This is a genomic window from Sphingobacterium psychroaquaticum, from assembly GCF_900177625.1.
Classification (GTDB): Bacteria; Bacteroidota; Bacteroidia; order Sphingobacteriales; family Sphingobacteriaceae; genus Sphingobacterium; species Sphingobacterium psychroaquaticum.
On sequence record NZ_FXAU01000006.1, the window covers coordinates 241,790 to 268,734 of the forward strand.

At 45.9% G+C, this 26,945-nt stretch carries 16 protein-coding genes; 11 read left to right on the forward strand and 5 right to left on the reverse strand.

The window, feature by feature from the left end; all coding sequences use genetic code 11:
* Window positions 1-31 precede the first annotated feature (31 nt).
* The 5 genes from B9Y69_RS15545 to B9Y69_RS15565 all read right to left on the reverse strand — a co-directional run bounded on the left by B9Y69_RS15545 (window position 32) and on the right by B9Y69_RS15565 (window position 8,147).
* The gene (locus tag B9Y69_RS15545; RefSeq protein ID WP_085473891.1) at window positions 32-1,033 is read right to left on the reverse strand and encodes an HNH endonuclease; all 1,002 of its coding nucleotides are present in this window, start codon (window positions 1,031-1,033) and stop codon (window positions 32-34) included.
* Window positions 1,034-1,383: 350 nt separating this feature from the next.
* Entirely contained in the window at window positions 1,384-2,763 is a 1,380-nt protein-coding gene (locus tag B9Y69_RS15550) for a RagB/SusD family nutrient uptake outer membrane protein (RefSeq protein ID WP_159451867.1), read from the reverse strand.
* A gap of 18 nt (window positions 2,764-2,781) precedes the next feature.
* Entirely contained in the window at window positions 2,782-6,144 is a 3,363-nt protein-coding gene (locus B9Y69_RS15555) for a SusC/RagA family TonB-linked outer membrane protein (protein ID WP_159451868.1), read from the reverse strand.
* Between the two features lie 188 nt (window positions 6,145-6,332).
* Entirely contained in the window at window positions 6,333-7,499 is a 1,167-nt protein-coding gene (locus B9Y69_RS15560) for a FecR family protein (protein WP_085473894.1), read from the reverse strand.
* A gap of 75 nt (window positions 7,500-7,574) precedes the next feature.
* Entirely contained in the window at window positions 7,575-8,147 is a 573-nt protein-coding gene (locus B9Y69_RS15565; RefSeq protein WP_085473895.1) for an RNA polymerase sigma factor, read from the reverse strand.
* 269 nt (window positions 8,148-8,416) lie between these two features.
* Between B9Y69_RS15565 and B9Y69_RS15570 the strand changes: the two genes are divergently transcribed.
* From B9Y69_RS15570 to B9Y69_RS15620, 11 genes are all read left to right on the forward strand, one after another.
* Window positions 8,417-9,280 (forward strand): sugar phosphate isomerase/epimerase family protein, encoded by an 864-nt coding sequence (locus B9Y69_RS15570; RefSeq protein WP_085473896.1) that lies wholly within the window; start codon window positions 8,417-8,419, stop codon window positions 9,278-9,280.
* A gap of 87 nt (window positions 9,281-9,367) precedes the next feature.
* Entirely contained in the window at window positions 9,368-9,937 is a 570-nt protein-coding gene (locus B9Y69_RS15575) for an RNA polymerase sigma factor (RefSeq protein WP_085473897.1), read from the forward strand.
* A gap of 51 nt (window positions 9,938-9,988) precedes the next feature.
* Complete coding sequence (locus tag B9Y69_RS15580) at window positions 9,989-11,137, forward strand: FecR family protein (RefSeq protein WP_085473898.1); 1,149 nt, start codon at window positions 9,989-9,991, stop codon at window positions 11,135-11,137.
* A gap of 89 nt (window positions 11,138-11,226) precedes the next feature.
* Window positions 11,227-14,640, forward strand: a complete 3,414-nt coding sequence (locus tag B9Y69_RS15585; RefSeq protein WP_085473899.1) for a TonB-dependent receptor — start codon at window positions 11,227-11,229, stop codon at window positions 14,638-14,640.
* An 18-nt stretch (window positions 14,641-14,658) separates the two neighbouring features.
* Window positions 14,659-16,260, forward strand: coding sequence for a RagB/SusD family nutrient uptake outer membrane protein (locus tag B9Y69_RS15590; protein ID WP_085473900.1), 1,602 nt, complete (start codon window positions 14,659-14,661; stop codon window positions 16,258-16,260).
* Window positions 16,261-16,273: 13 nt separating this feature from the next.
* Window positions 16,274-17,275, forward strand: a complete 1,002-nt coding sequence (locus tag B9Y69_RS15595) for a DUF5017 domain-containing protein (protein ID WP_085473901.1) — start codon at window positions 16,274-16,276, stop codon at window positions 17,273-17,275.
* Between the two features lie 8 nt (window positions 17,276-17,283).
* Window positions 17,284-19,272 (forward strand): FG-GAP repeat domain-containing protein, encoded by a 1,989-nt coding sequence (locus B9Y69_RS15600; RefSeq protein ID WP_159451869.1) that lies wholly within the window; start codon window positions 17,284-17,286, stop codon window positions 19,270-19,272.
* Window positions 19,273-19,310: 38 nt separating this feature from the next.
* On the forward strand, window positions 19,311-21,245 hold the full coding sequence (locus B9Y69_RS15605) for an exo-alpha-sialidase (RefSeq protein ID WP_144036598.1): 1,935 nt from the start codon (window positions 19,311-19,313) through the stop codon (window positions 21,243-21,245).
* A 271-nt stretch (window positions 21,246-21,516) separates the two neighbouring features.
* Complete coding sequence (locus B9Y69_RS15610; protein WP_234991276.1) at window positions 21,517-22,050, forward strand: RNA polymerase sigma-70 factor; 534 nt, start codon at window positions 21,517-21,519, stop codon at window positions 22,048-22,050.
* 167 nt (window positions 22,051-22,217) lie between these two features.
* Window positions 22,218-23,351: a FecR family protein gene (locus tag B9Y69_RS15615; RefSeq protein ID WP_085473904.1), complete on the forward strand. Its 1,134-nt coding sequence runs from the start codon at window positions 22,218-22,220 to the stop codon at window positions 23,349-23,351.
* A gap of 187 nt (window positions 23,352-23,538) precedes the next feature.
* Window positions 23,539-26,943: a SusC/RagA family TonB-linked outer membrane protein gene (locus tag B9Y69_RS15620; protein WP_234991277.1), complete on the forward strand. Its 3,405-nt coding sequence runs from the start codon at window positions 23,539-23,541 to the stop codon at window positions 26,941-26,943.
* Window positions 26,944-26,945: the final 2 nt, after the last annotated feature.

Consider the following 26,945-nt stretch of genomic DNA (forward strand, 5'->3'; position numbering starts at 1 on the left):
AAATGTATTGTAGATTATATCATTCGTGAGATTATAACCTGTTTTCCATTAGACGCCAGTTTAATGCTTCTTTGCAGGGATGGAAATCTGTTATTCTAGGGAGTAGTATTTTTTTATTTTCATAAATACTGTATTCAGAATTCTTAATAGAATGATCTAACAAAACAGTATAAGTTGAAGGATCAATTTTTATTAAATCAAGATCAAAAAGAGTATGTAAGTCCGCTCTCAAAATGATTCCATTTTGAATATGATTTGTGTGTGTTCCTCTATAAGGTAATATATGAGCGGCTTCTAAAAGAGATTGTATATTACATCCTGAAATTGCACACCTAGCCCCATAAGCCTCTAGTAGTTCTTTTCTAAAAATAGATTGTCCTTGCCTGGCATTAATCTGTGTGGTAATTTTTTTTCGAGCATCTTCGATATTCTTTGAGTCAAAAGGGGCGTCTAAACCTTCTCCCTTTACTTGTAAAGGGAGAGTCAATTTATCCCCATTAATAAAACCAAGTTTGTATAAAACAAGGTCTAAAGATGTCGCAATGTGAGCAAGTAGGGATTCATCATCGTCTAAGCTGAAATAAAATTCTTTAGGGTTAGCAAAAGTATTATTATAATGAGTTTTTGAACTTTTTCCATCAACATCTATCTGTAAAATATCTTTGTTTGAAGTTTTTCTAAAGATTGTGTCAAGATTCTGAGGAGTAGTTTTAGATTTAGCAGCTCCTACTAGGGCCCCTCTACCTAGTTTATCAAAACAGATGACAACATATATGCCGTTTGACACTTTTTGTCCTGGAGGTAATATCGATACATGTAAAACATATGGATAATTAGCGGATCCTTTGGAATAATCAAATGACAGATCAATTTCTCGATACCTTGTAAATATATCTCTTAACTTCTCTTGTAAAGACTGTAAATTTTCTCGTGCAGGTTTTACAATAGGAGAATTCGTTTTTAGTGAAACTTCGGAAGAAGGAGGGTTGTCCTGCCTAAAACGACATATCGCATTAGATTCACGTTCAATCATTGTATCATTACGAGACCAACATTTTTTACCCTATAGAAACGCCCTACTTCACCTTTGTTGGAGTTATTTTTATTTAGTTATATTTTTCTTATGTTTTCTTCTTTCTTAGTACGAAAGTAGTTTAGGAAAACGGCTATGTTTATTTAATATTAATAACTTTTTATTGTTAGATCTTCATAATTTATCAATTGAATTACATCAACTAAAAATAGAATTTTTTTTTCGCCTTTCGAAATAAATAAGACATTCTGTAGTTATTGTGTTACAATAAAACTCGAGGTGCAATTAAAGGTATACAATATCGTAAAAAAGAAATGGAGCTGTATCCCGTATACAGCTCCATTTTTCTTTTAATACCCTTTATTTTGGGAGAGTTTGATATTGCGCAGCAGCTCCGTGCTATTGAACGGGAGGAACAACCGTGTAGCATCTTGACCTTTACTTTGCAGATACGGAATCGCTTTCCCAAAACGCTTCATATCTTGCCAGCGTCGACCTTCGCCCACAAGTTCTCGACGGCGTTCCGCTTCGATCTCCGCCAGGAATGCCGTGGTATTGGCAAATGCAGTCGCCAGCTTTTGGCTGCTGCCGCGCGCCTTGCGGAGCTCGTTATAGCGGGTCACGACAACCTGTCCTTGACGGGCAGCGGCTTCCGCAGAAATAAGGTAAGCCTCGCTGATACGTGCTATAGGATACACAATAAACGCATTGGAGGACGGTTGCAACGTATCGGTCGAGAATTTCAACAGGTAAGTCACCGCTTCCCCAATCGTGTTGTTATGCCTCTTTAGGAGTAAAGAAGCCCGGATGTCGCCTGGTTCGTAAGACTGCGCCAATGTCGGGTCTACCCAAGTTAACCCGATGCCAGCACCGCGGAAAGGAGGAGGGGGCGAATACATGGTATAGAGTCCACCGCGCTCGTATCCGGTAATGGGCTCGGAAAGTCGCCACAGCATTTCTGAGCTTTTGCTGGCATAGCGAAAGTTATCGCCAAAGTCGCCCTCGCTCAGCTTGTTTTTTCCACTTTTGATCACCTCTTCCGATAGGTCATAAGCTTCCTTGTTTTTTCCCAAGTGTAAGTACGTACGAGCAAGCAGCAGCTGGGCAGCCGGTTTGCTCACATTGTCGGCGCTCTTAAAATCACCCAACAGTGGAATGGCATCCGTTAGGTCCTTGGTGATATGTGCGTAAACTTCCTCCTCGGTGTTCTTATCACGGCGGATGACACTGATATCGGTCTCCAGGTCCAAGGTCAGGATAACGCCACCGTAGGCTTCTGCCAAGCGGTAATAGTTGTACGCACGGATGGTTAAGGCTTCGCCCAAGATGCTGTTGTAGTCCGTCAGCCCTTTGGTGCGGATATAGTTGATAATAAAGTTGGCATTACCAATCGCGGTATAGGCACTGTTGTATAATCGGCCGTTGCCAAAGCCATCCTGCACATTCGGGTTACAGTCGTCATAGGAACGTGGATTAAATTGTGCAGGCGAAGATCCTTGGATCGATGTGATATCATCGCTATAGATATCCCACACCGGATACGGTTGGTAATAGATGCCCAACGGGCGATAGGCACCGCGCAGCAACAAGGGTAAGTCGCCTGGTTGTACCTTCTCCAATGGAATAGAGGTATCGGGCACCGGTTTATCCAAGGACTTGTCGCAGCTTAGCAGGCAGGCCACAAGCAATAGAGAAGCGATGCTGTACTGTATTTTATATATGATTTTCATGATGCTCATTGGAATAGATTAAAAAGTGATATCGAAACCTAGGGAATAGACGCGCGGCATAGGCGCGATAGCCTGCTGCCATCCGCTGCCCATCGCTTGTTCGGGGTCGTTGGAATTCAGGCTTTTATCCTTTATGATAAAGAGATTCTGCCCCGCTACATACACACGGCACGATCCGATCCCTGCGTTTTTCAACTTTGTCGATGTCAGATCGTAAGCTAGGGTTAAGTTTTTCAAGCGTACATAGGACGCATTATATAGATATAGGGTTGATACACGCGTATTCCAGTCGGTCGTCATCCCAGCTCCATGTGGTCCCACCACAGCTCTTGGATAACGGCTATCGGAACCCGGTGCAGTCCAACGGTCGAGCACCCACTCTGGTTTATTGACCATGACGCCCGTATAGTCGTCAAAGCCATATTGACGGGCTTCCTGCTCGCTGAAGTTATAGATTTTACTGCCCGCCGAGAATACAAATAAGCTGGATAACGATAGTTTCTTGTAGGAGAGGTTCCCATGGAAGCCACCCGATATTTTCGGTTGCGCGGTCGAAATATACACCATATCCTCTTGGTTGATCAGACCATCCTGGTTAACATCCTCATAAATAGCATCCCCCGTTTGTTGATCGATACCGATCGCATTATACAGTTGCAGCAGCCCCACCGGTCTGCCGACCTGAATAAAGCCCATCGGTCCGCCCGCAGCATAGCCGCCATAAGCGATTCTGTTATCGCGCAGCTCGGTTACCTTATTGCGGTTGATGTTCAGGTCGGTACCCACGCGCCACTTCCACGGTCCCTGCTGTGCCGACGAGTTGCCGACCGATAGCGATAGGTCGAGACCACGGTTGCGCATACCGCCCAAGTTGGCGCGTTGCGACATAAAGCCCCCGCTGGACATCGGTATCTGGATGCTCGTAATGAGGTCGTCGGTCTGTTTCACATAAAACTCGGCCGTCAGCTGGATCCGATCTTTCCAGAAGGTACCGTCCAACCCAATATCATACTGCTTGGTGCGTTCCCATTGCAGGTCTGGATTACCCAACGTGGTATTCAACTGGAGGGCCGGTTGGTTGAGGTAGGTTTGGATACCGGCTAAGCTGGATACATCGAAAAGACCCAATGGGCGGATGTTTCCGGTAATACCATAGCTTCCCCGTACTTTCAAGAAGTCGATCCACGGTTGCGACTGTACAAAAGATTCTTTGCTTAAGATATACCCGGCAGAGACGGCAGGAAACCACGCGTAGCGGAAGTTTTTCAGTTTACTCGAACCGTCACGGCGTAGGGATGCACTCAGCAGGTAACGACCATTCCAACTCAAGTTGGTACGCAGGAAGTAAGACGAAGAATTTTCCTGGTAATCGCGATTGAGGTAGGTGTAGTTGTTGTTAAAGCGAGAGGCATTTCCCGGTGCCCATAGGCTTTCACTCACCGGAAAACCCTCCAGAACAGATCCTCGCGTGCCGTAGCTGTTGTCCATAAATTCTTGCCCCAACACCACATCGCCCTGCAGAAGGTCATAGTTTACGTTGTAGGTCAGCAAGTTGTTGAAGGTATAGCGTATCCCTTTGTTCTGTACGGATTTGTAATGTCCGGCGCTAAATTGACCTTCGTAAGAAAACGGGGTGAAAAACTCCACGTCTTCGATCTGGCTTTGCGAGGCTGCAAGGCTAGTACGGAAGGAAAGATTTTCGGTAAGCTTCGCTTTGGCGGAGAAGTTACCGACGTAGTTCCAGGTGGACGCTTTGGGGCGATACCCATCCCGAGAGGCAAAAGGGTGGGGCTGTGCACCAAACCAGTAGCCATAGCTCCCGTCGCTGTTCGTCTTGATCTCTAGGGGCGTATCCGGGCGCGCTTGGAGGGCGCCGTACATATCGCTGTATATATTGTTGGATACGGAGTTGGAGATCTGGATGTTTGCTTGCAGGTCGAGCCAAGGGTACAGCTGTTGAATTAAGGATAGCTTGCCACTGTTACGCCCAAAACGACCTTTTCCGATGGAATTGTCCTCTCCAAATTTACCAAAGGAAACGTAGTAACCACTTTTGGCGGTTCCACCGCTGATGCTGGCTTGTAGGTTGTAGGTGCCGGCATGGTTGGGCGCCAGCTGCTCGATCCAGTTCGTATCGCCATCGCCCATTTGGAGGCTATTGATCTGTCCGTTCAATTGTCCTTTTTCGGTGTTCAGGTTGGCAATCTGTCCCGGCGTGAGGTTGCCCGCAAGAAGCTGGCGCTCGATATCACTGATTCGGTTCTTTCGGGCTTCATTGAACATCGATTGATATCCACCGCTGTTCAGGGGACGGTATCCAAATTCGGTCTTCGTAACCCCGTAATAACTGTTGAGGGCGATGGTAGGTTTGCTGTTTAGCTGCCCTTGTTTGGTCGTGATCAGGATTACACCTTGTGCACCACGAGCACCATAAATGGCAGAAGAGGCCGCATCTTTCAATACCTCAACCGAAGCGATATCTTGCGGGTTGAGGTTTGCCAAACTGTAGTTGGCATTGGTGGATGTCGGCGACATCGGTGTGCCAATCGCATCGATCACCAAACCGTCGACCACAATAAGTGGATTGGCTCCCGTACCTCCAATTGCTCCCTGCGTGGTTTGTACGCCGCGAACCACAAAGTTCGGAATAGAACCCGGGGTGGAGCTGGTATTTTGTACCTGCAGACCGGCGATTCTTCCTTGGAGTGCCGAAATGGGGTTGCTTACCATATTCTCTTCCGCCTTTAGCTCCGAGACACGACCTACCGAACCGGTCAACAAGCTCCGTTTGCGCGTTCCATATCCGATGATAACGGTTTCGTCCATCAGGGTGACGAATTGCTGAAGGACATAACGGTTGTTGCCTGCCGTGCTGGCGGAAACCTCGCGCAGCTGGAAACCGACCATGCTGATCAGTAGGGTGACGGTGCTCCTGTCGGAGGTAATCGTGAAGCGTCCCTGCGAATCGGTACGCGTGATTAGTTCGGTTCCTTTGACACGGATCGTGGCGCCCACCAAGGGAGCCCCCACGCTATCGGTAACACTACCCGTGATGCTATGTTGCACCTTTTCGATGGGGGGACGCTGTGGTAATTTTGTTAAAATAATCTCCTTGCCTTCCAAGACGAAGGTGATGCCCTGTGGCTCCAGTACTTGGGTAAGGGCAGCCGGTAACGCCTCGTTCTTGAGGTTGACCCGGAAAGGGGATGTGTTTTCGAGCAACGCCGAATTATACACGACGCGGTAGCCTGTCTGTTGTTGGACAGCCGTGAAAAACTGCTTGTAGTTGATGCGGTCTTTCTGTAGACTGACCTGCTGGCCAATGCTATGGGCACTGACTTGGCAGAGGAACACAGTGAGAAGTAAAGTGATTGTTTTCACGATCCTAAGAAAAATTAGTGTGCGCAAATTTTTATACATTTGTTAGGTGTTTTGATCTATAGTGCGACAACGATGTTTGGTAGACACAGTCGCCTATAAACCGGTAATACATTATGAATTAGGTTAATCAGAACATGTTGCCGGAGGTGTTGGTCGCACTTCCGGTTTTATGTTTTTCTTGGTTGGTACTATTTCGTCACGATGACCCTCCTTCCTTTGGTTATAAACGTAACATCGCCCGTCAGTTCTAAGCGGCGCAATACATCCGATAGGTTTTTATATTTTGATACCGAACCGCCAAAACGTATGTTGGGGTCAACATTCTTGAACTCGACATCGATATCGTACCACCGTTCGATTTTTTTCATGATGGTAACCAAGCTTTCGTCATTGAAGTAGATCAACCCATTTTTCCAGTCGAGCGCAGCGGCAGTATCGATGGCTGCAATATGGATGTCGCTGTTATGGATGCGGGCTTCCTGTCCGGGTAGCAACGGGTGGATAGCCCCTCCTTGTGGTAAGCGTACTTGGACACGTCCATGAATGAGGGTGGTCTTGGCTTGCTTCTCGTCCTCATAGCTTTTTACATTGAACGCTGTTCCGGTGACTTCGATCTGATGTGATTTTGTCTTTACGATAAAGGGAATCTTTTTCCCGTTCTGGCGGCTGGCACGCACTTCGAAGAAGGCTTCACCATGGAGCTCAACGGTTCTTTCGTTGGCACTGAAATGGTTGGGATACCGCAGGGTGCTCGATGCATTCAGGGTCACCCGGGAGCCATCACTAAGTACAATGGTGTAGTTACCGCCTTTGGGGGTATGCAGGGCGTTGAGGGCTTGCTGGTTTATGGCCGTTTGGGGACTCCAAACAACGGTGCCATCGCCATACGATACCTTATCGCCCACATGAATCGTATTTTGCGTGTCGTTGAGGTCGATCGCTTGGCCGTCGGCGGTTTGCAGGTAGGCTTTGTTGCCGCCCGGTGTGATAAGGGTGGATGCCGTTGCCAGAGACGGAGCGGATGCCGAAGGTGTTTGGGATTCCTGACGCATGAACACGAGGAAGGCAATACCCGTGCAGACAATCAATAGTGCAGCGATGCGAAGCCAAGGAGATTGTAGCCAGCGAACGGGGGAAGCTGTGGTCGTTTTTGCTGCCGTCTCTAATGCGATATGCTGCGCTAGATTTCGCTCAATCTTGGCCAGATGCTGGGCCATACGCGCTTCATCAGGAAGAAAATGTTCGTCTTCCTGTTCGATCAACATAAAGCTTTCTACCAACCACCGCTCGTGATCGGTCGCCGTACCGTTGTGGTACTTGCGTATTAGTGCTGCAGCATCATATTTCTGTTTCATACGATCAATAACTTGGCCTTCTACATAACATGTAGGTTCAGCAGGTGATTATCCCAGAAAAAAAAATAAAAAAAATTAAAAAAGGAAGAGAAACCAGTAAAGCTTACCCAATTGTTTGCGTAGCTGCTGGTTGGCATTGTTGATTTGGTTCTGTACTGTTTTTTTGGATATCTGCAGTTGATCGGCAATCTCATCGGCGTTAAGATGGTCCTTGTAGTGCATTAAAAATACGATACGCATCTTTTGCGGCAGCTTGTCGATTTGATCATTTACGATCTGCATCACTTCGCGCTCGGCAATCGCATTGTCGGTTTGCCAGTGCGATTGATCCAGGAATGTCTGAAAGCGGTCGATGTAATCTTGTCGCACCTTTTGGCGGTCTATCCAATCGAAAAAGCGATAACGGATAGCGCTGAACAGGTAAGACTCGAGGGTGGAGTGCAGTGCCGTTGTTTCTCTCTTTTCCCACAGCCGTAGCATGATATCTTGCACCAAGTCGGCAGCAAGGTCTTCATTTTTGACCAGGTTGCAAGCAAAAAGATAGAGCGGTTCACGGTAGCGATTATAGATAGCCATGAAGGCGGCCTTATCGGAGGTCTTCAGTAATTCGAAAAGTTGCTGGTCCGTATTGGAATCGTCTTGCTGCATGGGTAATCACGTGTCATGGGACATGATGGTACCTACAAATAAACAATAACATTATAAGAATACCATGCTTTCTTTGTAAAAAACCTTGTTTTTTTCGCGTCCCCTCCAAAATGATAATATCTTAAGCATTTTGGATAAAATGTTAAAGACCTCAAATAACCAACTCTTATAATTTAGTGATCAAGAAGGAATGACCAATTATAATACCGTAAGATGTCTCGAATGTCATCCTGTTACAGTATTAAACATATATCAAATAAATAAGCGAAATGAAAAAAAACAATCTACTCTTGATTCTCGTCACTGTTTTTATAATCGGCTGTAGTACAACCAAGCCCGAGGGTAATCGACAGGCTGTAACACATCCAGAAGCCGCATGGGGCTGGCACCTGGGAGCGCAGGCCTATACCTTTAATCGATTCACGTTTACGGAAGCATTGGAGAAGATAGATAGTGCTGGACTTCGTTATGTAGAGGCGTATCCACAGCAGGTTATAGGGGGTGGCATCGAAGAAAAAATGGATTATAATATGTCCGAGGACAGTAAAAAATACATCAAGCAAATGCTGAAGAAAAAAAATATAGTTTTGGAAGCCTATGGTGTGATCAAGACTAAGGAGGACAGCGATTGGGAAAAAGTGTTTGCCTTTGCTAAAAGTATGGGGGTCAAAACGATAACCTGTGAACCGGAAGCGCGTTTGTTGGATCATATTTCGGCCCTATGTGATCGCTATGATATACGGGCGGCGATCCATAATCATCCTGACCCTTCCTACTACTGGAGTCCAGAGATTGTTTTGGCCAGTATAAATGGACGGAGCAAACGGATGGGGGCTGCGGCCGATATTGGGCATTGGGTCCGGTCGGGATTAGATCCAGTCGCTTGTTTGAAAAAGCTGGAAGGCAGGATTTATCACCTACATTTTAAGGACTTAAATGAGAAAGGGAATAAGAAAGCGCATGATGTGCATTGGGGAACGGGGGTTAACAATGTTCCCGGTGTAATTGCGGAGTTAAAAAGACAGCATTTCAAAGGAATGATTGCTGCAGAATACGAGTACAATTGGGATAATAACATGGCGGATGTTAAGAAAAGTGTGGAGAATTTCAGATCGATCGTCAAAGGAAATTAAATGCGTCGTGTGCTTTAGAAAAATAATTTAGGTTAATCTCGTAAAAATATCTTTATTTGACGTTTCATTGCAAGACTAATTATACCCATGCCTAACGCTTTTGCTCCTATATCTTTGGAAGAACTTTATCTTTTGGTGCAAAGAGATGATCGAAGAGCTTTTGATGTCCTGTATGATCAAACGTGGAAAGATCTGTACACCAAAACCTGTGCACGTATAGGGGATGAAAGCATGAGCCTTGATATTTTACAAGAGGTCTACATTGATATATGGAATAAAAGAAACATACGGGAGATCAGAAACGTACAAGCGTATCTGCATAATGCCATAAAGTATAAGGTAATAGACTTCTTTAGGGCGAACAAATATACCTTTGAGGTGATTGAAGATTTTGTAGAAATCATCGCAGGAAGTGAGTATGCGGATTCTTCATTTGCAGCAAACGAGTTACAGGCTATTATTGCCTGTTGGCTTGAACAGTTGCCCCATAAGAGGAAAGAGATATTTAAATTGAAATTAGAACAGGGTTTATCAACTGCTGAAATTAGTGAGATCCTTCATATCTCCCCTAAAACCGTTCAAAATCAACTGCTACACGCTAAAACGGAACTCAGAGGTCTCTTAAAAAAAATATTTACTCTTTTTTTGGGAGTTTAATACCTTTTCTTCGACATATAGATAGACACGTATAAACCTAATGTCTATTTTATGTCGAAGAATTCATCGTTAAAGAAAAAACTGCATGCTATTTTTTCCCGTTATATGCGTGGAAAGGCGACAGATTCCGAACAGGAGTTTGTAGATAAGTTCTATCATAATCTAAGCCATTATGAAAGTAAGGTCGATATAGATCCGGAGATGGGGCAGGTGCTCAAAAAGCAAATCAATAACCAACTGGATACTTCATCGACGTATAGCCCTCCTCGCTTTACTGTCTTTATCCGAACGGTAGCCGCTGTTTTTATCGCGATGCTCGTTTGTGGTGGTATCTATTTTTTAGGGGATCGTGATGACGCTGTTGTCCTGGTAAAAAAACAGGGGGAAGCATCTGCTGGTGTAACCGCACTGCATATTGTGAAAGATGGAGCTTCCTACAACTTGGCGGATGCACTTCCTGAGGGAATCTCGGTCGAACAAAGAGACGAACAAAAAGTCGTTGTCATTAATGCAGCAACGCTAACCGTAACCAATAAGCCCCTTCATCTTAAAAACCCGAACCGGGAGGCCTTGGCTATTCAATTATCTGATGGTACCCAATTGTGGCTAAACCAGTCTGCCGAGGTGGTGGTCGACCCTGATTTTGGTCAGGGGGATCGTATAGTGCAGGCAGAAGGAGTAGTTTATTTTAAGGTTAAATCCCTACGGAGGAATGGCAAAGCCGTTCCTTTTATGGTGCATACAACTTTGCAGCAAATACAGGTTTTAGGAACTTCTTTCTTGGTCGATGCGAAGCTAAATGATAAGCAGGAGGTTGTTTTACTCGAGGGTAAGGTGAAACTCCAGCATCAAAAATTTGCCAGCTCCACGGTACTCCAGCCGGGGCAAAGAGCGGCTGTTTCTAAAGGTGATTCCCACATTTCGGTTTCCGCGGCATCCCAATTGCATAAAATTGAAGCTTGGCGGAACGGACTTTTCTCATTTGAAGAAGAGGGACTGGCGGATGTGATGGCGGAGCTAGCGCAATGGTACGGGGTATCCATTACTGTCTCCCCAGCGGTGCAAAGCCAAAAATACTCGGGGATTATTACCCGCTACAAAGATGTTAACGAAGTATTTAAGCTCATTGAGTTGACCAATAATATAAGACTTGTTGAAAAAGGAGGAAAGACGTATGTAATGCCAGTTGATAAACCATAAACTTTTAAATAGATAGGGATGCTACGAACATCCCTATCCGATCGGTTAGGAATAACCCATTTAAATTCTTACCAATTTAAACACTACAAATGTATAAAACACGAATTAATTCTCCCACTAAAGGGAAGGAAAGAACACGCCTACGAAAGCTCTTTCTCACCGGTATTTTTACACTATTTATTTCTATCGCCACGGTAGATGCTCAGCAAGCTATTCAAATGGAATTTCAAAATAAAAGCATCAAAGATGTTTTTAAGGAATTGCACCAGTCGGCAGGCATAAAATTCATGTACTCATCGACAGATTTTAATGCGAACAAGCTTGTTACCGCTAAATTTGAACGTGCTACTTTAGACCAAGTTCTTACCAAGGTGCTGAGCGGATTGCCGGTCAATTATGTGATCCAAGACAACACGGTGATTATTAAGAAAAAGGCAGCCGATCAGTCGGGTAAACCGGCTCGCACGCTAAAAGGAATCGTGACGGATGAAAAGGGAGCCGCCTTACCGAATGTAACGATTAGAACCTCTGCATCGGGTACCAGCATTGTTTCGGATGCACAAGGGAATTTTAATATCGGTGTGGGGGAGGACAGTTATCTGACTTTTAATATGTTGGGCTACGAGCCACAGCGCTTGGAAATCGATACGCGTGATTCCTATTCGGTGCGGATGATCCCTTCCTACCAGAAATTGGAAGAGGTTGTCGTCAATGTGGGGTATGGCACGGTGCACAAAAGCGATCTGACAGGCGCTGTTAGTCAAGTGAAGATGGAAGAGCTTAATCAAGCTCCGGTAGCGACTTTAGATCAGGCGTTAGCAGGACGGGTGGCTGGTGTGCAGGTTAATAGCTATGACGCACAGCCCGGAAGTTCCTCCGAAATTACCATCCGCGGTGGTAATTCATTGACACAGAGCAATGCCCCGCTGTATGTGGTGGATGGCTTTCCCATGGAAGATTTTTCGTTATCGTCTTTGAATCCTGCCGATGTTGAATCCATCAATATTCTAAAGGATGCTTCGGCTTCGGCCATTTATGGCTCGCGGGGTGCCAACGGTGTTATTATTATTGAAACGAAAAAAGGGAAGCTCGGAACGCCCGAGATTACCTATCAAGGTTATTACGGGATACAGTCTCCTATCCGACGGATGGAGATGATGAGCCCCTATGCCTTTGTCAAATACCAATTGGAGTTAAGTCCGGAAGGAGCGAAGAGTTTATACCTGGATAAAGCGGGCATGACCGTAGAAGACTATAGATCTGCACCTGCAATTGATTGGCAGTCGCTCCTTTTTCGAGATGCGCCTATGCTCAACAACATGCTATCGGTACGCGGCGCAAGTACGCATACGAAATATGCCTTTTCGGCTTCTCACCTCAAGCAGGATGGTGTAATCTTGAACTCCGGTTTTGATCGGATGCAGTTTCGGGCCAATATGGAACAAAACATAAGCAGTAAAATAAAAACAAGCCTCCAGATTAATTACGCGAAGGATAAAAACTACGGGACATTGGCCTCCGAGATGAAATCCAGTAGTAACGCCTATGCTTCCTACTTAATGTATCGGATGCTGGGATACAGACCGGTTGCCAATGACGTCGATCTGGTGAATGAGTTGATCGATCCGGAGGATGAGTTTGCTATTTTTCTGATGAACCCATTGATCTCCACAAAAAATGAAATAAGGGAGGAAAACAAGTCTGACCTTTTTGTCAGTGCTGCGCTGGATTACAATATTACTAAAGACTTGAATTTTAATGTACGGGGGGGATATACACAGCGCTTTACGAAAAGTCAGGCCCTATACAATTCGCAAACCTATAAAGGGTTTACATCCAATTGGAATCCCAATGGGGCGAACGGCAGCTATGGCGATATAGAGTTGAACAGTTGGGTTAACGAAAACCGCTTGACGTATAAAAAGAGGCTCAACCCACAGCATTATTTTGATGTAACGGGCGCTTTTACGCTGCAAGGAACCTCCCTAGAGAATTATGGATTTGAGACGGATCGAATCACGAATGAACATTTGGGGCTCCGGGCGCTGGATTATGGTATCCCAAAAAATGTAAAATCAATTCTCAGCTCCAATACCTTAGCTTCTTTTTTGGCGCGCGTTAATTACAATTACAAATCTAAATATCTTTTAACGGGTTCGATTCGGGCCGATGGGTCTTCGAAGTTTTCCAAAGCAAATCGTTGGGGCGTTTTCCCGTCTGCAGCGTTTGCCTGGCAGTTGGGCAAGGAAGACTTCCTGAAGGCTGTTTCTTGGATCAACGATGCTAAGTTGCGCGTAAGCTATGGGGTGACCGGTAACAATAGGATCAATGACTTTGTACGTTTTCAGACATTGGATATTACGGATTATTATTCTTTTGGGAATCAGCTGCCTTATTATGCTGCGGTTCTAAGTGGGATGGGCAATGCGGACTTAAGATGGGAAAGTACAGCGCAGTGGGATATTGGCTACGATATGACGCTGCTGAAAAATAGGATAGATCTTACTATAGACGTGTATCAAAAGAATACGACGGACCTCCTGCTCAATGCCAATATACCCTTGGCGACCGGTTTTGGCAATGTATACAAGAATGTCGGCGAAGTACGGAATAGGGGCGTGGAAGTTGCGATACGGTCAACCAACATTCGCAACAAGAACTTTTCGTGGGAAACGGCGTTCAATATAAGCTTCAATGAAAATACAATTATGAAGCTTTCTGATGGGCAATCTAATATTCTTTCTTGGGTCAACTTTACGGGAGACTATAACGGATCATTCTCTTATATCGGTAAGGTCGGTGGGCCGGCCTCCACGATCTATGGATATGTGTGGGACGGGAATTATCAAGTAGAGGATTTTGATAGAGTGGGATCCACCTATGTCCTGAAAGCGGGCGTTCCCAATAATGGAAATGCAAGCGTACAACCCGGGGATATCAAATATGTCGATTACAACAGAGATGGTACCGTCAATGAGAAAGATATGGTGGAGATCGGTCGTGCTCTGCCCAGACATATCGGCGGGCTTCAGAATAATTTTACCTACAAAGGAATCAGCCTGGGCGTATTGTTTCAGTGGAACTATGGAAATGACATCATTAACGCGAATAGGCTAGCTTTTGAAGGGAATATGGGAAATAGAATAGGGCTGAACCAGTTTGCTTCCTATGAAGATCGCTGGACACCGGAGAATCCGACAGATGAGAATTTCCGGGTGGGCGGTTTTGGTCCTAAGGGGCGGTATTCTACCAAGATTATCGAAGATGGTTCTTACCTGCGGCTGAAGACAGTGCAGCTGTCTTATACCTTTCCTAAGCGCCTTAGAGGCAAGTTAAAAGGTTTGGAAGTGTATACCGCCGGGCAGAACCTGATCACTTGGACGAAATATAGCGGGTATGATCCCGAGGTCTCGGTTCGCCATTCCAACCTTACCCCGGGATTTGACTACTCGTCGTATCCGAGAAGTCTGACCGTGACAGCCGGAGTTAAAGCTAGTTTTTAAACGATTAAAACAAGGAACATGTTAAAGAAGATATTAGTACGCGGGCCCATTGTTGCCGCTTTGGTTATCCTGCAAAGTTTGAGCGCTTGCAATAACTTTCTCGAGGTAAAACCGGATAAATATGTAGTCTCCACGGAGAGTTATTATAAGACCGAAGAGCAGTTGGATATTGCGCTGCGTGGGGTCTATGCTGTTTTGGCCGAAACATTTGTCTACGGCAACTCCCTATTGGGACGTATGGGGCTGGAAGCAGACGAAGGGTTTATGCATTTTCCGACCGACAATGGTACGATTGGCTATTATGTTGTCAATACCACCGACGATAAGCTGCTCAACCACTGGCGGGCATTGTATAGAGGGGTGAGTAGAGCCAATAGTCTCTTGAAGAATATGGATCAGGCGGGGCCACAGGTGAGTGAAGAAAAACGGAAAGAGATAAAGGGGCAGGCTCTTTTCTTGCGAGGGTATTACTATTTCCTCTTGGTAAGCCGATTTGGAGGTGTCCCTATGCCGTTGGATCCACCGGTATCCAGCGAAAATGAAGTTTTGCAACTGAAGAGAACGAATATTAAAGAAGTATATGCCCAGGTGTTATCCGATATGGAGCAAGCGGAAACGATGGTGAAGGATATAAACACCGTGGAGTCGGCCGGGCGGGTGAGCAAATCTGCCGTATGGGCTGTCTTAGCGCGGGTGAATTTGTATATGGCTGGTTATCCATTAGCAGAAAAGGAACGGTATGCAACGGCTGCCCAATGGGCAAAAAAAGTTATTGACTTAGGGTTTCACCGCTTGAATCCTTCGTATGAAGAGGTCTTTGTCAATTATGCACAAGACAAATACGACAGTAAGGAGAGCATTTGGGAGGTGGAGTTCTGGGGCAACGGTACGGGTGTTTATAATGTTACGGGAGGCAGTGTAGGCATCAACAACGGCATCGCCTATTCGGCTACAGGAACCTTGGGCTTTGGGTTTTCGCAAGGGATGGTTCGGCCACATCCGTGGCTGTACAGGCTCTATGATGCCGACGACAAGCGACGTGATTGGGCTATTGCCCCGTATCGCTATGGTACGGCAGGCAAAGAGTCATTTCCGCCGACCAGCTTGCTGATCGAACGGTTCTGCGGTAAATTCAGAAGAGAAAATGAACTGGTTCTACCGAAGACCAATACGCAGACGCCACAGAACTTTCCGTTGGTGCGGTATGCCGATGTCTTGTTGATGGCAGCAGAAGGGATTAATGAATCCGAAAATTCGGCCACCCATGCACTGCCTTACCTGAACAAAGTGCGGCGGCGTGCCAAAGGTATTGATGTGGAGGGCGGTAATGTTTCGGTGGATCTGACTGGGCTTTCCTCGGAACAGTTGCGCAGCGAGATCAAAAACGAAAGAGCACGGGAGTTGTGTTTTGAAGCCCTCCGTAAGAATGACCTGATCCGTTGGGGGGATTTCTATGAAAAGATGAAGGACCGCCTCTCCGAGGTTCCCACCGGAACCAATACGCTGTATACCTCGATGTACAATTATTATAATAATGCCAGAGAGCGCGATGTAATCTGGCCTATACCATCCTATGAAATGGGGGTTAACCCAAAGCTGGAGCAAAATCCCGGCTGGTAAATGCAGTTAAAATATGAAATATATAATATCGTTCATGATGAATACATATAGATACGTCCTTCTTTTTTTAGCCGTTCTGATGGGGGGCTCCTGTAGCAAGGAATTAAAGACGTTAGCGCCTGATTTTGATGTACAGGTGCTACAGTCTACCGCCAAGGTAGGCCAACCCATACAGTTTGATTTTGTTGGCGATGCCAATATCATTACTTTTTACTCGGGCGAATTTGGTAACGATTACCATTACGCAGATAAGGATAGCATTATAGCACTGGAAAAACTAAACCTTAGTTTTCAGAACCAGGTGCGCGGACAGGGCGGTACCGCCCCATTCTGTCAGTCCGACCAATTTCATGTATTGATCAGTAGTGATCTCGATCTTACTGGGGTGGCGGCGGAAGATCAGTTGGACAAAATAAAACAGGCTAAATGGGTCGATCTGACTGCAAAGTATGCATGGAGCCCCTTGAATTGTAGCAGTACCAACCCCTATATTGCCGCCGGCGTCCACAATATTGCGGAACATATCACAAAGAATAAACGTAATTACATTGCCTTTCGGTATACCAACCGTCCCAATACAATGGAGAATGGAAAGTCGGCCATCTGGCGGTTTCAAGCATTGACCCTTAGCGCGGTTACACCTTTGGGAACGACCGTGTTGATGACGCAGGCCAATGCGGGTTGGAAACCGGTGTATGAAGGAGGCATTGCAGCATGGATGGCCAACGCATTCGACTTGTCCGCGAGTTCCTCCGCAGTTACGATGCGGGGGCCACTTACCACCACGGGGACCTATGAGATGTGGTGCGTGAGTAATCCATTTGTGATTACGGATACCAACCTCGGGCATAATCCTGGCGTAGCGGTCAAAGCGTATATCGATAAGCCAATTCGGTCCTATAGTTACATATACAAGAAGCCGGGTACTTATGAGGTCGTCTTTATAGCAACGAATGCCAATAAAGATGGTCGGAGCGAGATACTTCGTAAAGTACAGGTTACTGTTGAACCCTAATGTACGTTATGAAGAAAGCTCTAATTTATGCGCTGTGTCTGGTCGTTTTGATGCTGACCGACACATACGCACAACAGCAGGTAGCGCCACTGCGTTATCCGCAGGATACGGTTACAGATTTTGGATTCGGTTTGGATATCAAGCCCGTTGTATTAGGAAATGGGGATCTCTTGGTGCATATCGCTTTATTGGGCAATGGTTTCTATCGGAGCAAGTTTTTAGGAAGGGCCGAGGATGGATCCTTAATTTATGGTCGGCCTGAGCGTGTGGATGAACTCAGTACAACATATAGTTTGGCGCGGTCTATTGTTATCCAGAACAAGGTGTACTATTTCTTTATGGATATCGCTAAGAAGCAATGGTGGCAGGTGGAATTTGAAAATGAGGACAATTTGAACGTTAAAACGGCGAACCCGATCCTTATAGGTAGCGAGCCGTTGATAGGAGGTGATTTTACTATTGTAAGTAACCGTGAGGGTACATTTTTAGTGAAGTACTCGTATGTCAATGAAGATAAATCATACTGGCCCGGGAAAAGTAATCCCTGGGTGTATCCGCCCAATCCATCGATAGGATTTGGGAAAGGTTTCGATGAAAAAGGAGCTTGGTTGGGGGATAAAAATAAGGCACAGCTGAGCTATGCGGAGGCGATCCAACTTAAGAAATGGCATTTTGGAACCTATAAAAAGGTTCAACTGAACGGCGAACCCTTTACACTAGAGTTTTATCAGAGCCCTTCTAAAATCTATGAAGCCGAACTTTCGTCTGGCAAAGAGCAGCAATTGTTGCTGACTTGGGGGATTGATCGCATGAGTTTGTATGATACCGGTATTATTGATGGGGTATTGCATCTTTTCGAAAAAAAATTGCCCAAAGGGATTCCACCCATTACGCAGGAAATTTATAGTGGAGCCTATGCGACGTCTACTCGACCGCTCTATCCCGATCAAAAAGGGCGGTATGGATTTATTCTGGGAGGCAATCCAGGCATACTGGTCGAGTATTACTACCACGCGGGTAAAAAGGAATGGGACATCCGTCCCGTGAAGATGAAGGGCGGTGACCTGCATATACAGACATTGGCTGCCGTGCAATGGGTGGATTGGGATGGAGATGGCGTAGCTGATATTATTGGAGGAGATTCCTCCGGATTTATCTGGTTTTTCCGTAACAGCGGGACGGCCTCTGCACCCCTATGGGAACCGGCGGTAAAGTTGGAAGCGGGCCATCGCATTATACAACATCAAGCGGGAGAACAGGGGTCGATACAAGGACCTAATGAGCGTCGATGGGGATATGTACAACCCTTGGTCGTGGATTGGGATGGAGATGGCTTGTTGGATATAGTCTGTAATGATGTGACGGGCCAGTACCAATGGTATCAAAATATCGGTAGCGCCCGGGAGCCTAAGCTTGCGCCAATACAAGCCTTACGATATGGGGATCACTCTTTTAAAGGGGCATGGCGTAGTAAACCAGTAGCGATCCCGTCTATGTATCTGCCTGCAAAAGAAAAACTAATGCCATTAATAGCGATTAATAGCCAAGGTCTATTGTGCCGCTACGGGCGTACGGGTGGGGATGTTGGCTGCTTGGTGGACGAAGAAATTTTGAGGTGGCAAGATGATGTTCCGATTAAGATCGTCGGTGAGGCAGGGCACGAGGGGCGTGCGACGTTGTCGATCTGTGATTTTGATCAAGACGGTAATTGGGATATCTTATTTGGACAGGGGATACATCTCTCTCAGTCCAGAGCGGTGGCCGAAGCAAAGCCTTACGCGACAGCATACGTGATGCGTAACGTGGGAACCAATGAGCGTCCCGTGTTTGATCGGCCGAAGGCACTGTGCCATGATGGCGATCGCGCCATAAACATGGACCGGCACGGCTGTTGGGTTAGTCCGATCGTGACCCAAGATGGCGCCTTAGAAGAGCTACTGGTAGGGGGTGAAGACGGACGGTTTTATCTGTTTAAAAATATTAAGGTATGTCCATAGGGACACCTTGACACGGATTTATATAATATTTAAAACGTATGAAGATCAAACTTTTTTTTAGCACTTTTCTGTTCGCCTTTCTTCTCCAATCCTGCGAGAGTTTGATGATGGAGCGCGAGCAGCTCATGATGAAAGCGGATAGCCTAGAGGCTGATTCGTTATGGATTAGCGAAGTGAAATACCAAGCTGCCGAAACGGGAACTTTTCTGGGGAGCCCCAGTCTCCTGCGGTTAGCGAATGGCGATATTTTAGCGTCGCATGATTACAATGGACCGACCTCGAATACCACGGGTGTATACCGGTCTACCGATAATGGTCATAGCTGGACGCACATCACGGACATTGTGGGGTTATTTTGGGCCAATCTTTTTGAACAGGGGGGCAATATCTATTTTTTAGGGACCAATGCGGGGACAGGCGTTACTGCGCGTACCATTGTCCTTTGTCGGTCTACCGATTTGGGCGCGACATGGAGCGCACCGGTAACGTTGTTCGATACAGATATTCCCGGTCAGCCGGTACGCTACCACGGTGCACCAACACCTGTTGTTAAGCATAATGGCCGTTTGTATCGTGCATTTGAAGGACTGGATACCCGTTATAACTGGACGCGTGGATATCGCGCGTTTGTGATTTCGGCCGCCGAGAATGCGGATCTTATGACACCCGCAAACTGGAAGATGAGTACCAAGGTGACCTACAATGAAGGATGGGATCCGCCAGGATCGGAAGAAACGACAGGCTGGATCGAAGGAAATGCCGTGGTCGATCCGAATGGTGACCTCGTCAATATCATTCGGGTCAACTCCGTACCTTTCATTGACAAGGCAGCTATCATACGGATTAATAGTACGGGCGATACGGCGACATTCACGCCGGATGACTTTATTACCTTTCCTGGTGGGCTACATAAGTTTGTGATACGCAAAGATATCACGACAGGGGTATACTTGGCTATGGTTAACAACAATACCAACGCCAGCTATCCACAGCAGCGCAATATTCTGTCGCTCTATATGTCGACCAATCTTCGGCAATGGCATCATGTTAAGACATTAATGGAAGACGACCAAGGGCTCTCATTTTCGGTGTCTGTTGCCAAGACTGGATTTCAGTACCCCGATTGGCAGTTTGATGGCGATGATCTTATTTATTTGGTTCGTACTTCGTATGCCGGTGCATATAATTATCATAACGCCAATCGGATTACGTTCGGAAGGTTGAAAAATTTTAGGTCTTTCATCACTGCGCCTACCGATACCGCTCGATTTGGTCCGACCGAAATCGTGCCGGCTAGTTCATTGGGAAGCGTCGGGTATGTTCGCTCCGGGAATTACCCGACACAGGAGGTGTATATCACCGTTAGAGCGGGCGATGGCAACGTGTGGCTCCGCCAGAATCTAGGGGCAGATTGGATCGCTAGAAGTATCGCCGATGCCCAGAGTTTCGGTAACCTTTATCAGTGGGGGAGGCATACGGATGGGCATCAGCTGCGGACTTCAGTTCTAGCGACACCCCCAACTCCGAATAATCCCTCCGGACTTACATTGCTGCACCATGCTCCTTTTTATGGCGGAAGTACTGTCTGGTGGAATACGGGTACATCGACCGATCAGTGGACTGCTTCCACATCGGCTGGAATCGCTTCGAATAAGGGATGTGATCCCTGTCGACAGCTCGGGGCACAGTGGAGACTTCCGACGGCTATAGAATGGCAGCAGCTGATTGTATCGGAGCAGATCAGTAACTCAGCTACCGCATGGGCTTCCAGCTTGAAGATGCCCAAAGCCGGATATCGTTTAGGGAGCAATGGAACCTTATATTATTCCAATGGTCGTTACTGGAGTAGCACCCCGCACGCCACGGTGGTAGGGGCGGCCGTGGCCATCCATTTTACCGATACGGATATCAATACATCGCTTGCACTTTCTCGTTCGGGAGGCTTAAGCATCCGGTGTATTCGTAAACCGTAATAAAGAATCCCCGACACACCATCTCCCCGGTCGTGTGTCGGGGATTCTATCTAAATACAGCCGTTCTCCTAACGATGCTGCTATATGTCAAGATGTTAGAGTATTTTGATAATATTTTGTAGAAAAATACGCGATGTTTTAGGCATATTTGCGTACCAATAATAAACAAAGAGCTGGATACCGAGGGATACATACTGTAAATCTCAGGTAGCACATTGTTTATTAGATAGACCTTATACTTTTGGAACTTAATGTAACGGATATAGAACTTGTGAGACTATTGAGGAATGGTGACCACGATGCTTTGGAGCGTATCTATAAGCGGTATCACCACGTCCTTTATAGCCATGCCTACCGTAGACTGCCGGATCGGGAAGAGGTGCGGGATATCTTGCATGAAATATTCATTAACCTTTGGCAAAATAGAGATACCTTTTTCATCACTTCGAGTCTCTCTGCCTATCTCTACGCTGCGGTGCGAAGTAGGGTGCTCAATGTGGTCCGTAACCAAAAGGTACGGGACAGCTATGCCCAATCCCTACAGGCTTTTATGGATGAGGGCGTGGAAGTCACAGAAACAAAGTTTCGGGAAAAGGAATTGATTCGCCTGGTAGAGCAGGAGGTACGTGCACTACCGACACAGATGCGTATTATTTTTGAGATGAGTAGGTTTCAGGAACGCTCACACAAAGAGGTTGCCGAGGAACTCAATATCAGCCCGCAGACTGTTCGCACGCAAGTTCGGAATGCACTCCGCATACTCCGCGTAAAATTAGGGGACAATATATTCACCTTGTTTTTCTAACACCTTACATTTTTTTTATTTTTTTTTCGCACCCATCTACCCCCTCCCCATAGGGTTGCGTGTCTTATCAATAAACGGGGAAACTAACCAATCATCAATGTACAGCCATCCTCGTATGATATCGGGTATTAAATGAGGTAGCATTTACTTTAAAACATTTTATATTAATGAAAAATGCAAAAGAAATTTTGGATAGATACAATGCTGGAACGGCGACAGCGGAAGAGATAGCTATTGTGGAGAGTTGGTATCTCAAGTACAAAACACCACCCTCGGATCTCCTTGTTTCGGATTTACTGGAGGAAGAAGAAATGGGCTTACAACGCTTACGAGCGGCCACCGCCAAGAAAAGACATATCCGCCTCTGGAAACCGATCGCTGCGGCAGCCATTTTGCTGCTTGGCGTAGGTTGGTGGGCGCTCCATAAATTTGATAGGGAACCTGCAGCGGCAACGGAGATGCTGGCGGGGGGCGAGTCGGCTATCTTGACATTGGCCGACGGAAAAAAGATCGCTTTATCGACCGAAAATATCGGGAAGTTGTTACAGGACGAATCCGTTCAGATTCAACAATCTGCGGAAGGGGAGTTAGTATACACGCTATCAGAAAAGGAGCAGGCACATAGTCCATCCAGCTTTAATACAATTGAAACACCGAAAGGCGTGCAATATAAAATCGTTTTGCCCGACAGAAGTGTGGTATACCTGAGTGCATTGTCGCGGTTGCGCTACCCCGTTGGTTTTTCAAAAGAGGAACGAAAAGTGGAGCTAACGGGACAGGCTCATTTTGAGGTGTCGACCATAGGTGCTCAGGGGCACAAGACACCGTTTGTGGTGCAGGCGGGGCAACAGGTTATTGAGGTGCTGGGAACGCAGTTTAATGTCTGCGCTTATGCGGGCGATGGGTTTATAGAGACAGCCCTACTTGAAGGGAAGGTGAAAGTTTCCGTAAAAGGAAGCAGAAAAGAGGTATTTCTAAAACCGGGACAGTTGGCGCGACAAGACATCGGTACCCAAAAACTAACGGTAGAGGAAGTTGACGTAAATGACTTACAGGCCTGGAAAGAAGGATATTTTATATTCAACAACGAGAATATAAAGGATATCATGCGCAAATTATCGAGATGGTATGGGTTTGAAGTTGAGTTCGTAGGCCCTATGAATGATATTTCCTTTCAAGGAAATTACCAACGTACTCGGGATGTGAGATATCTACTCAAGACGTTAGAACTTTCTAATAACGTTCATTTTGAATTTATTGAATCGAAGAATGAAAGGAGGGTTGTGGTAACGAGAAAGTAGCGGTGCAGATCGCTAAAAAAGAAGAGCAGGAGTGTTCGCACCACTTCTGCTCTCTTATCGACATGAGGCCGATAAAAAGATTAATTAACATAGTATCAAAACGTTAAAAAACTTCATTCAAATGTATGAAAAAATAACTGTATGGCAATATGGTATACCGCATTGCTTTTTAAAAATACTTATCATTATGAAGCTTAGCCTTTTTCTTTTGCTGGTTACGTTCTTTCAGGTCAGCGCGCTGACCTATGGACAGAAGGTAAGTGTACGGGTTACGAAGGTGCCATTGAAAACAGTTTTATATGAACTGTCTAAACAAACAAACTACAATTTCATCGCTGATGCGGATTTATCTGCTAAAGTGGGGCCTATTTCGATGGATGTAAAAAACATGGAGTGGAACCATGTTGTCGAAAAGTGCTTTACGGGAATACCGCTAAAAATAGTGTTGAACAAGGAGGATAAGATGGTCTTTATCCAAGCAGCACCGGTAGCTAAAGCAGCCTATAACGACAAGGAAAAATCTACGCAACAGCTTACCGTGGCAGGAAGGGTTAGTACGCCTGAGGGCATCGCTATGCCGGGGGTAAGCGTGGCTACGACAAATGCCACGAAGAAAGCTTTTACCGATAAACAAGGTAATTATAGCATCGCCGTCAGCCCGACGGATACCCTGGTGTATTCCTTTATCGGCTATGTGAGACAGATTCAGGTGGTACAGGGACGAACCAAGATTGATGTATCCCTGAAGATGGCGGAGGAAAAGATTGAAGATGTGGTCGTCATCGGTTACGGCGAGGTCAAAAAGGCGGATATCACGGGGGCAATCGGATCGGTGGATGTCAAAGCTATGCAGAAGGCGCCTGTCGCTACTTTCGATCAGGCATTGGCGGGGCGTGTAGCTGGGGTGCAGGTGTCTGGAAATGATGGACAGCCGGGATCTGTTAACAACATTGTGATTCGGGGTGCCAATTCCTTGACGCAGGATAACTCCCCGCTGTATGTGGTAGATGGTTTCCCTATTGAGGCCTTCAACGAAAGCCCGGTTAGCCCATCTGATATTGAGTCGATCCAAGTGCTGAAAGATGCTTCGGCAACTTCTATTTATGGATCTAGAGGGGCTAATGGGGTAATTATCATTACCACCAAGCAGGGCACAAAATCGACTCCGGTTATTGCCGTCAATTCGTACTACGGGATTCAAGCGGTCAATAAAAAACTGGATGTGCTGTCTCCCTACGAATTTGTGAAATACCAACAGGAGCTCAACCCCACGACGACGGAACGTTTGTACCTGGATGGAAGAACATTGGAGGATTATAAGAACCTGTCTGGGGTTGATATGCAAGGGGCATTATTTCGGAGAGCTCCTATGTGGAATAATGATATTTCTTTTCGAGGTGGTAGTCAGAATACCCAGTATTCTGTTTTTGCCAATATCCTGAAATCAGACGGGGTGATCCTTAATTCGGGATTTAATCGGGCACAGGGTAAGTTTACCTTGAGCCAGCAGCTCAAAAAGAATATAAAGGCATATGTCAATGCTAGTTATACAAAGACCACAACATCGGGATCGATTGTGTCGGATCCTACGGGGGGTATACCGAGCTTGAGTTTGATCTATAGCGCATTGGGTTATAGACCGATTTCTGGTTTTGACGATGTGGATTTGATGGACGAGTTCTTTGACCCAGCTGTCATTACGGAAACGCCGACAGATTACCGGGTGAACCCGATCATATCTGTGCAGAATGAGTTAAATGAACGTATTCTGGGAAGTACCATTATTAATGGATATCTGGATTTTAAACTGACGGAGCACTTACTCCTTAAATTGAGGGGAGGGGTAGTTTCCAATAATCTTAATACGAGCACATTGTATAACTCGAAGACACAGATTGGATCACCGAATTATCCGACATCTAAGGGGACAACGGGAAGTGTGTTTGAGCGGAAAATGGATAATTGGCTTAATGAGAATACATTGACCTACAACAGGAAGATTGGAAAGCACAGGTTTGATGCGCTTGCTGGCTTTACCTTGCAGGAGAACCGATTAGGCTACTCCGGGTACACGGCAAGTTTCATACAAAACGAAGAGTTGGGGATCGATGGTATTGATTTAAGTACATCTATCGTGCCGGAGACCTATCACAAGGAGTGGAGCTTAGCCTCCTTTTTGGGAAGGGTAAATTATGATTATGCAAGCAAATACCTTTTTACTGCCAGCTTTAGATCGGATGGTTCGTCGAAATTTAAAGGAACCAATAAGTGGGGGTATTTTCCTTCGGGGGCTTTCTCATGGAAGATGAACAAGGAAGCCTTTATGCAAAATATGAAGGCGATATCGGAATCGAAGCTACGTGTCAGTTACGGTACAACAGGAAATAATCGGGTGGATGAATATGCGACCTATTCTGGTATAACCTTTCCGTATGGAAGTTATTATTCGTTTAACAATGGTTCCCCAGATAAAGGTGCGTCCTTGCTTACGAGTGCTGGTGTAGCTGATTTGCGCTGGGAAACGACAGCCCAGTTTAATGTAGGTTACGATTTGGGCTTGTACCAAGATAGGGTGCGTTTTACATTTGATTATTATGATAAAAGAACGAACGACCTGTTGTTGAATGCCAACCTACCGTATACAACGGGCTATCTGGTGGCGTTTCAGAATATAGGTAGTGTAAGGAATCGAGGATTGGAATTCAGCTTGGAGACCACCAATATCAAGGGGAAGAATTTCAGATGGAGTAGCGCATTCAATATTAGTTTTAACCGCAATAAAATCCTAAAACTTCAACCCGGACAAAGCTATAGGCTTCAAACGGTGAGCTTTGTAGGGGATTTTGCGAATGTTGCCCCTTATATTGCGAAAGTTGGTCAGCCTATGGGGATGCTCTATGGTGCCAGTTTCGACCGCTTGTACCAATACGAAGACTTTAACCAGTTGGCAAATGGCACCTATGTACTGCGGCCTGAAGTTCCCGACAATGGGCGTGCGCGCAATACCATACAGCCTGGAGATATGAAGTTTAACGACCTGAACAACGATGGAACCATCAATACAGATGATTATACGGTCATCGGAAATGGTAATCCGCTCCATATCGGTGGTTTTGCGAATGATTTCTCGTACAAGAACTTCGATTTAAGTGTATTTCTACAATGGTCGTATGGTAATGATATCTTAAATGGCAACAAGCTGTATTTTGAACAGAATACCTATAATCTGTACAATTTCAATTTGTACTCCACGGTAGAGAATAGATGGACGCCGGAGAATCAAAATACAACCATTCCACGGGTGGGTGGGCTGCCGCCTCGTATATACCACTCGAACATTGTGGAGGATGGTTCCTTCCTGCGGTTAAAGACGGTGTCGTTGGGCTATACATTCTCCGATACGTTTTTGAAATCTCGTAAAATAAGAAGCGCACGGATTTACCTTTCAGGACAGAACCTATTGACGTTTACTAAATATAGTGGATCTGACCCTGAGGTATCGGTACGGAATTCGGCACTGACGCCAGGCTTTGACTGGTCTGCATATCCAAGGGCTAGAACCATGACAATGGGAATCGATGTGTCATTTTAAAG

Coding starts and splice junctions, on each gene's coding strand:
- B9Y69_RS15565 (WP_085473895.1), bottom strand. CDS start 8,147: ATGCAGCAAGACGATTCCAATACGGACCAGCAACTTTTCGAATTACTG.
- B9Y69_RS15545 (WP_085473891.1), bottom strand. CDS start 1,033: ATGATTGAACGTGAATCTAATGCGATATGTCGTTTTAGGCAGGACAAC.
- B9Y69_RS15600 (WP_159451869.1), top strand. CDS start 17,284: ATGAAGAAAGCTCTAATTTATGCGCTGTGTCTGGTCGTTTTGATGCTG.
- B9Y69_RS15595 (WP_085473901.1), top strand. CDS start 16,274: ATGAAATATATAATATCGTTCATGATGAATACATATAGATACGTCCTT.
- B9Y69_RS15560 (WP_085473894.1), bottom strand. CDS start 7,499: ATGAAACAGAAATATGATGCTGCAGCACTAATACGCAAGTACCACAAC.
- B9Y69_RS15585 (WP_085473899.1), top strand. CDS start 11,227: ATGTATAAAACACGAATTAATTCTCCCACTAAAGGGAAGGAAAGAACA.
- B9Y69_RS15580 (WP_085473898.1), top strand. CDS start 9,989: ATGTCGAAGAATTCATCGTTAAAGAAAAAACTGCATGCTATTTTTTCC.
- B9Y69_RS15590 (WP_085473900.1), top strand. CDS start 14,659: ATGTTAAAGAAGATATTAGTACGCGGGCCCATTGTTGCCGCTTTGGTT.
- B9Y69_RS15570 (WP_085473896.1), top strand. CDS start 8,417: ATGAAAAAAAACAATCTACTCTTGATTCTCGTCACTGTTTTTATAATC.
- B9Y69_RS15605 (WP_144036598.1), top strand. CDS start 19,311: ATGAAGATCAAACTTTTTTTTAGCACTTTTCTGTTCGCCTTTCTTCTC.
- B9Y69_RS15615 (WP_085473904.1), top strand. CDS start 22,218: ATGAAAAATGCAAAAGAAATTTTGGATAGATACAATGCTGGAACGGCG.
- B9Y69_RS15620 (WP_234991277.1), top strand. CDS start 23,539: ATGAAGCTTAGCCTTTTTCTTTTGCTGGTTACGTTCTTTCAGGTCAGC.
- B9Y69_RS15550 (WP_159451867.1), bottom strand. CDS start 2,763: ATGAAAATCATATATAAAATACAGTACAGCATCGCTTCTCTATTGCTT.
- B9Y69_RS15575 (WP_085473897.1), top strand. CDS start 9,368: ATGCCTAACGCTTTTGCTCCTATATCTTTGGAAGAACTTTATCTTTTG.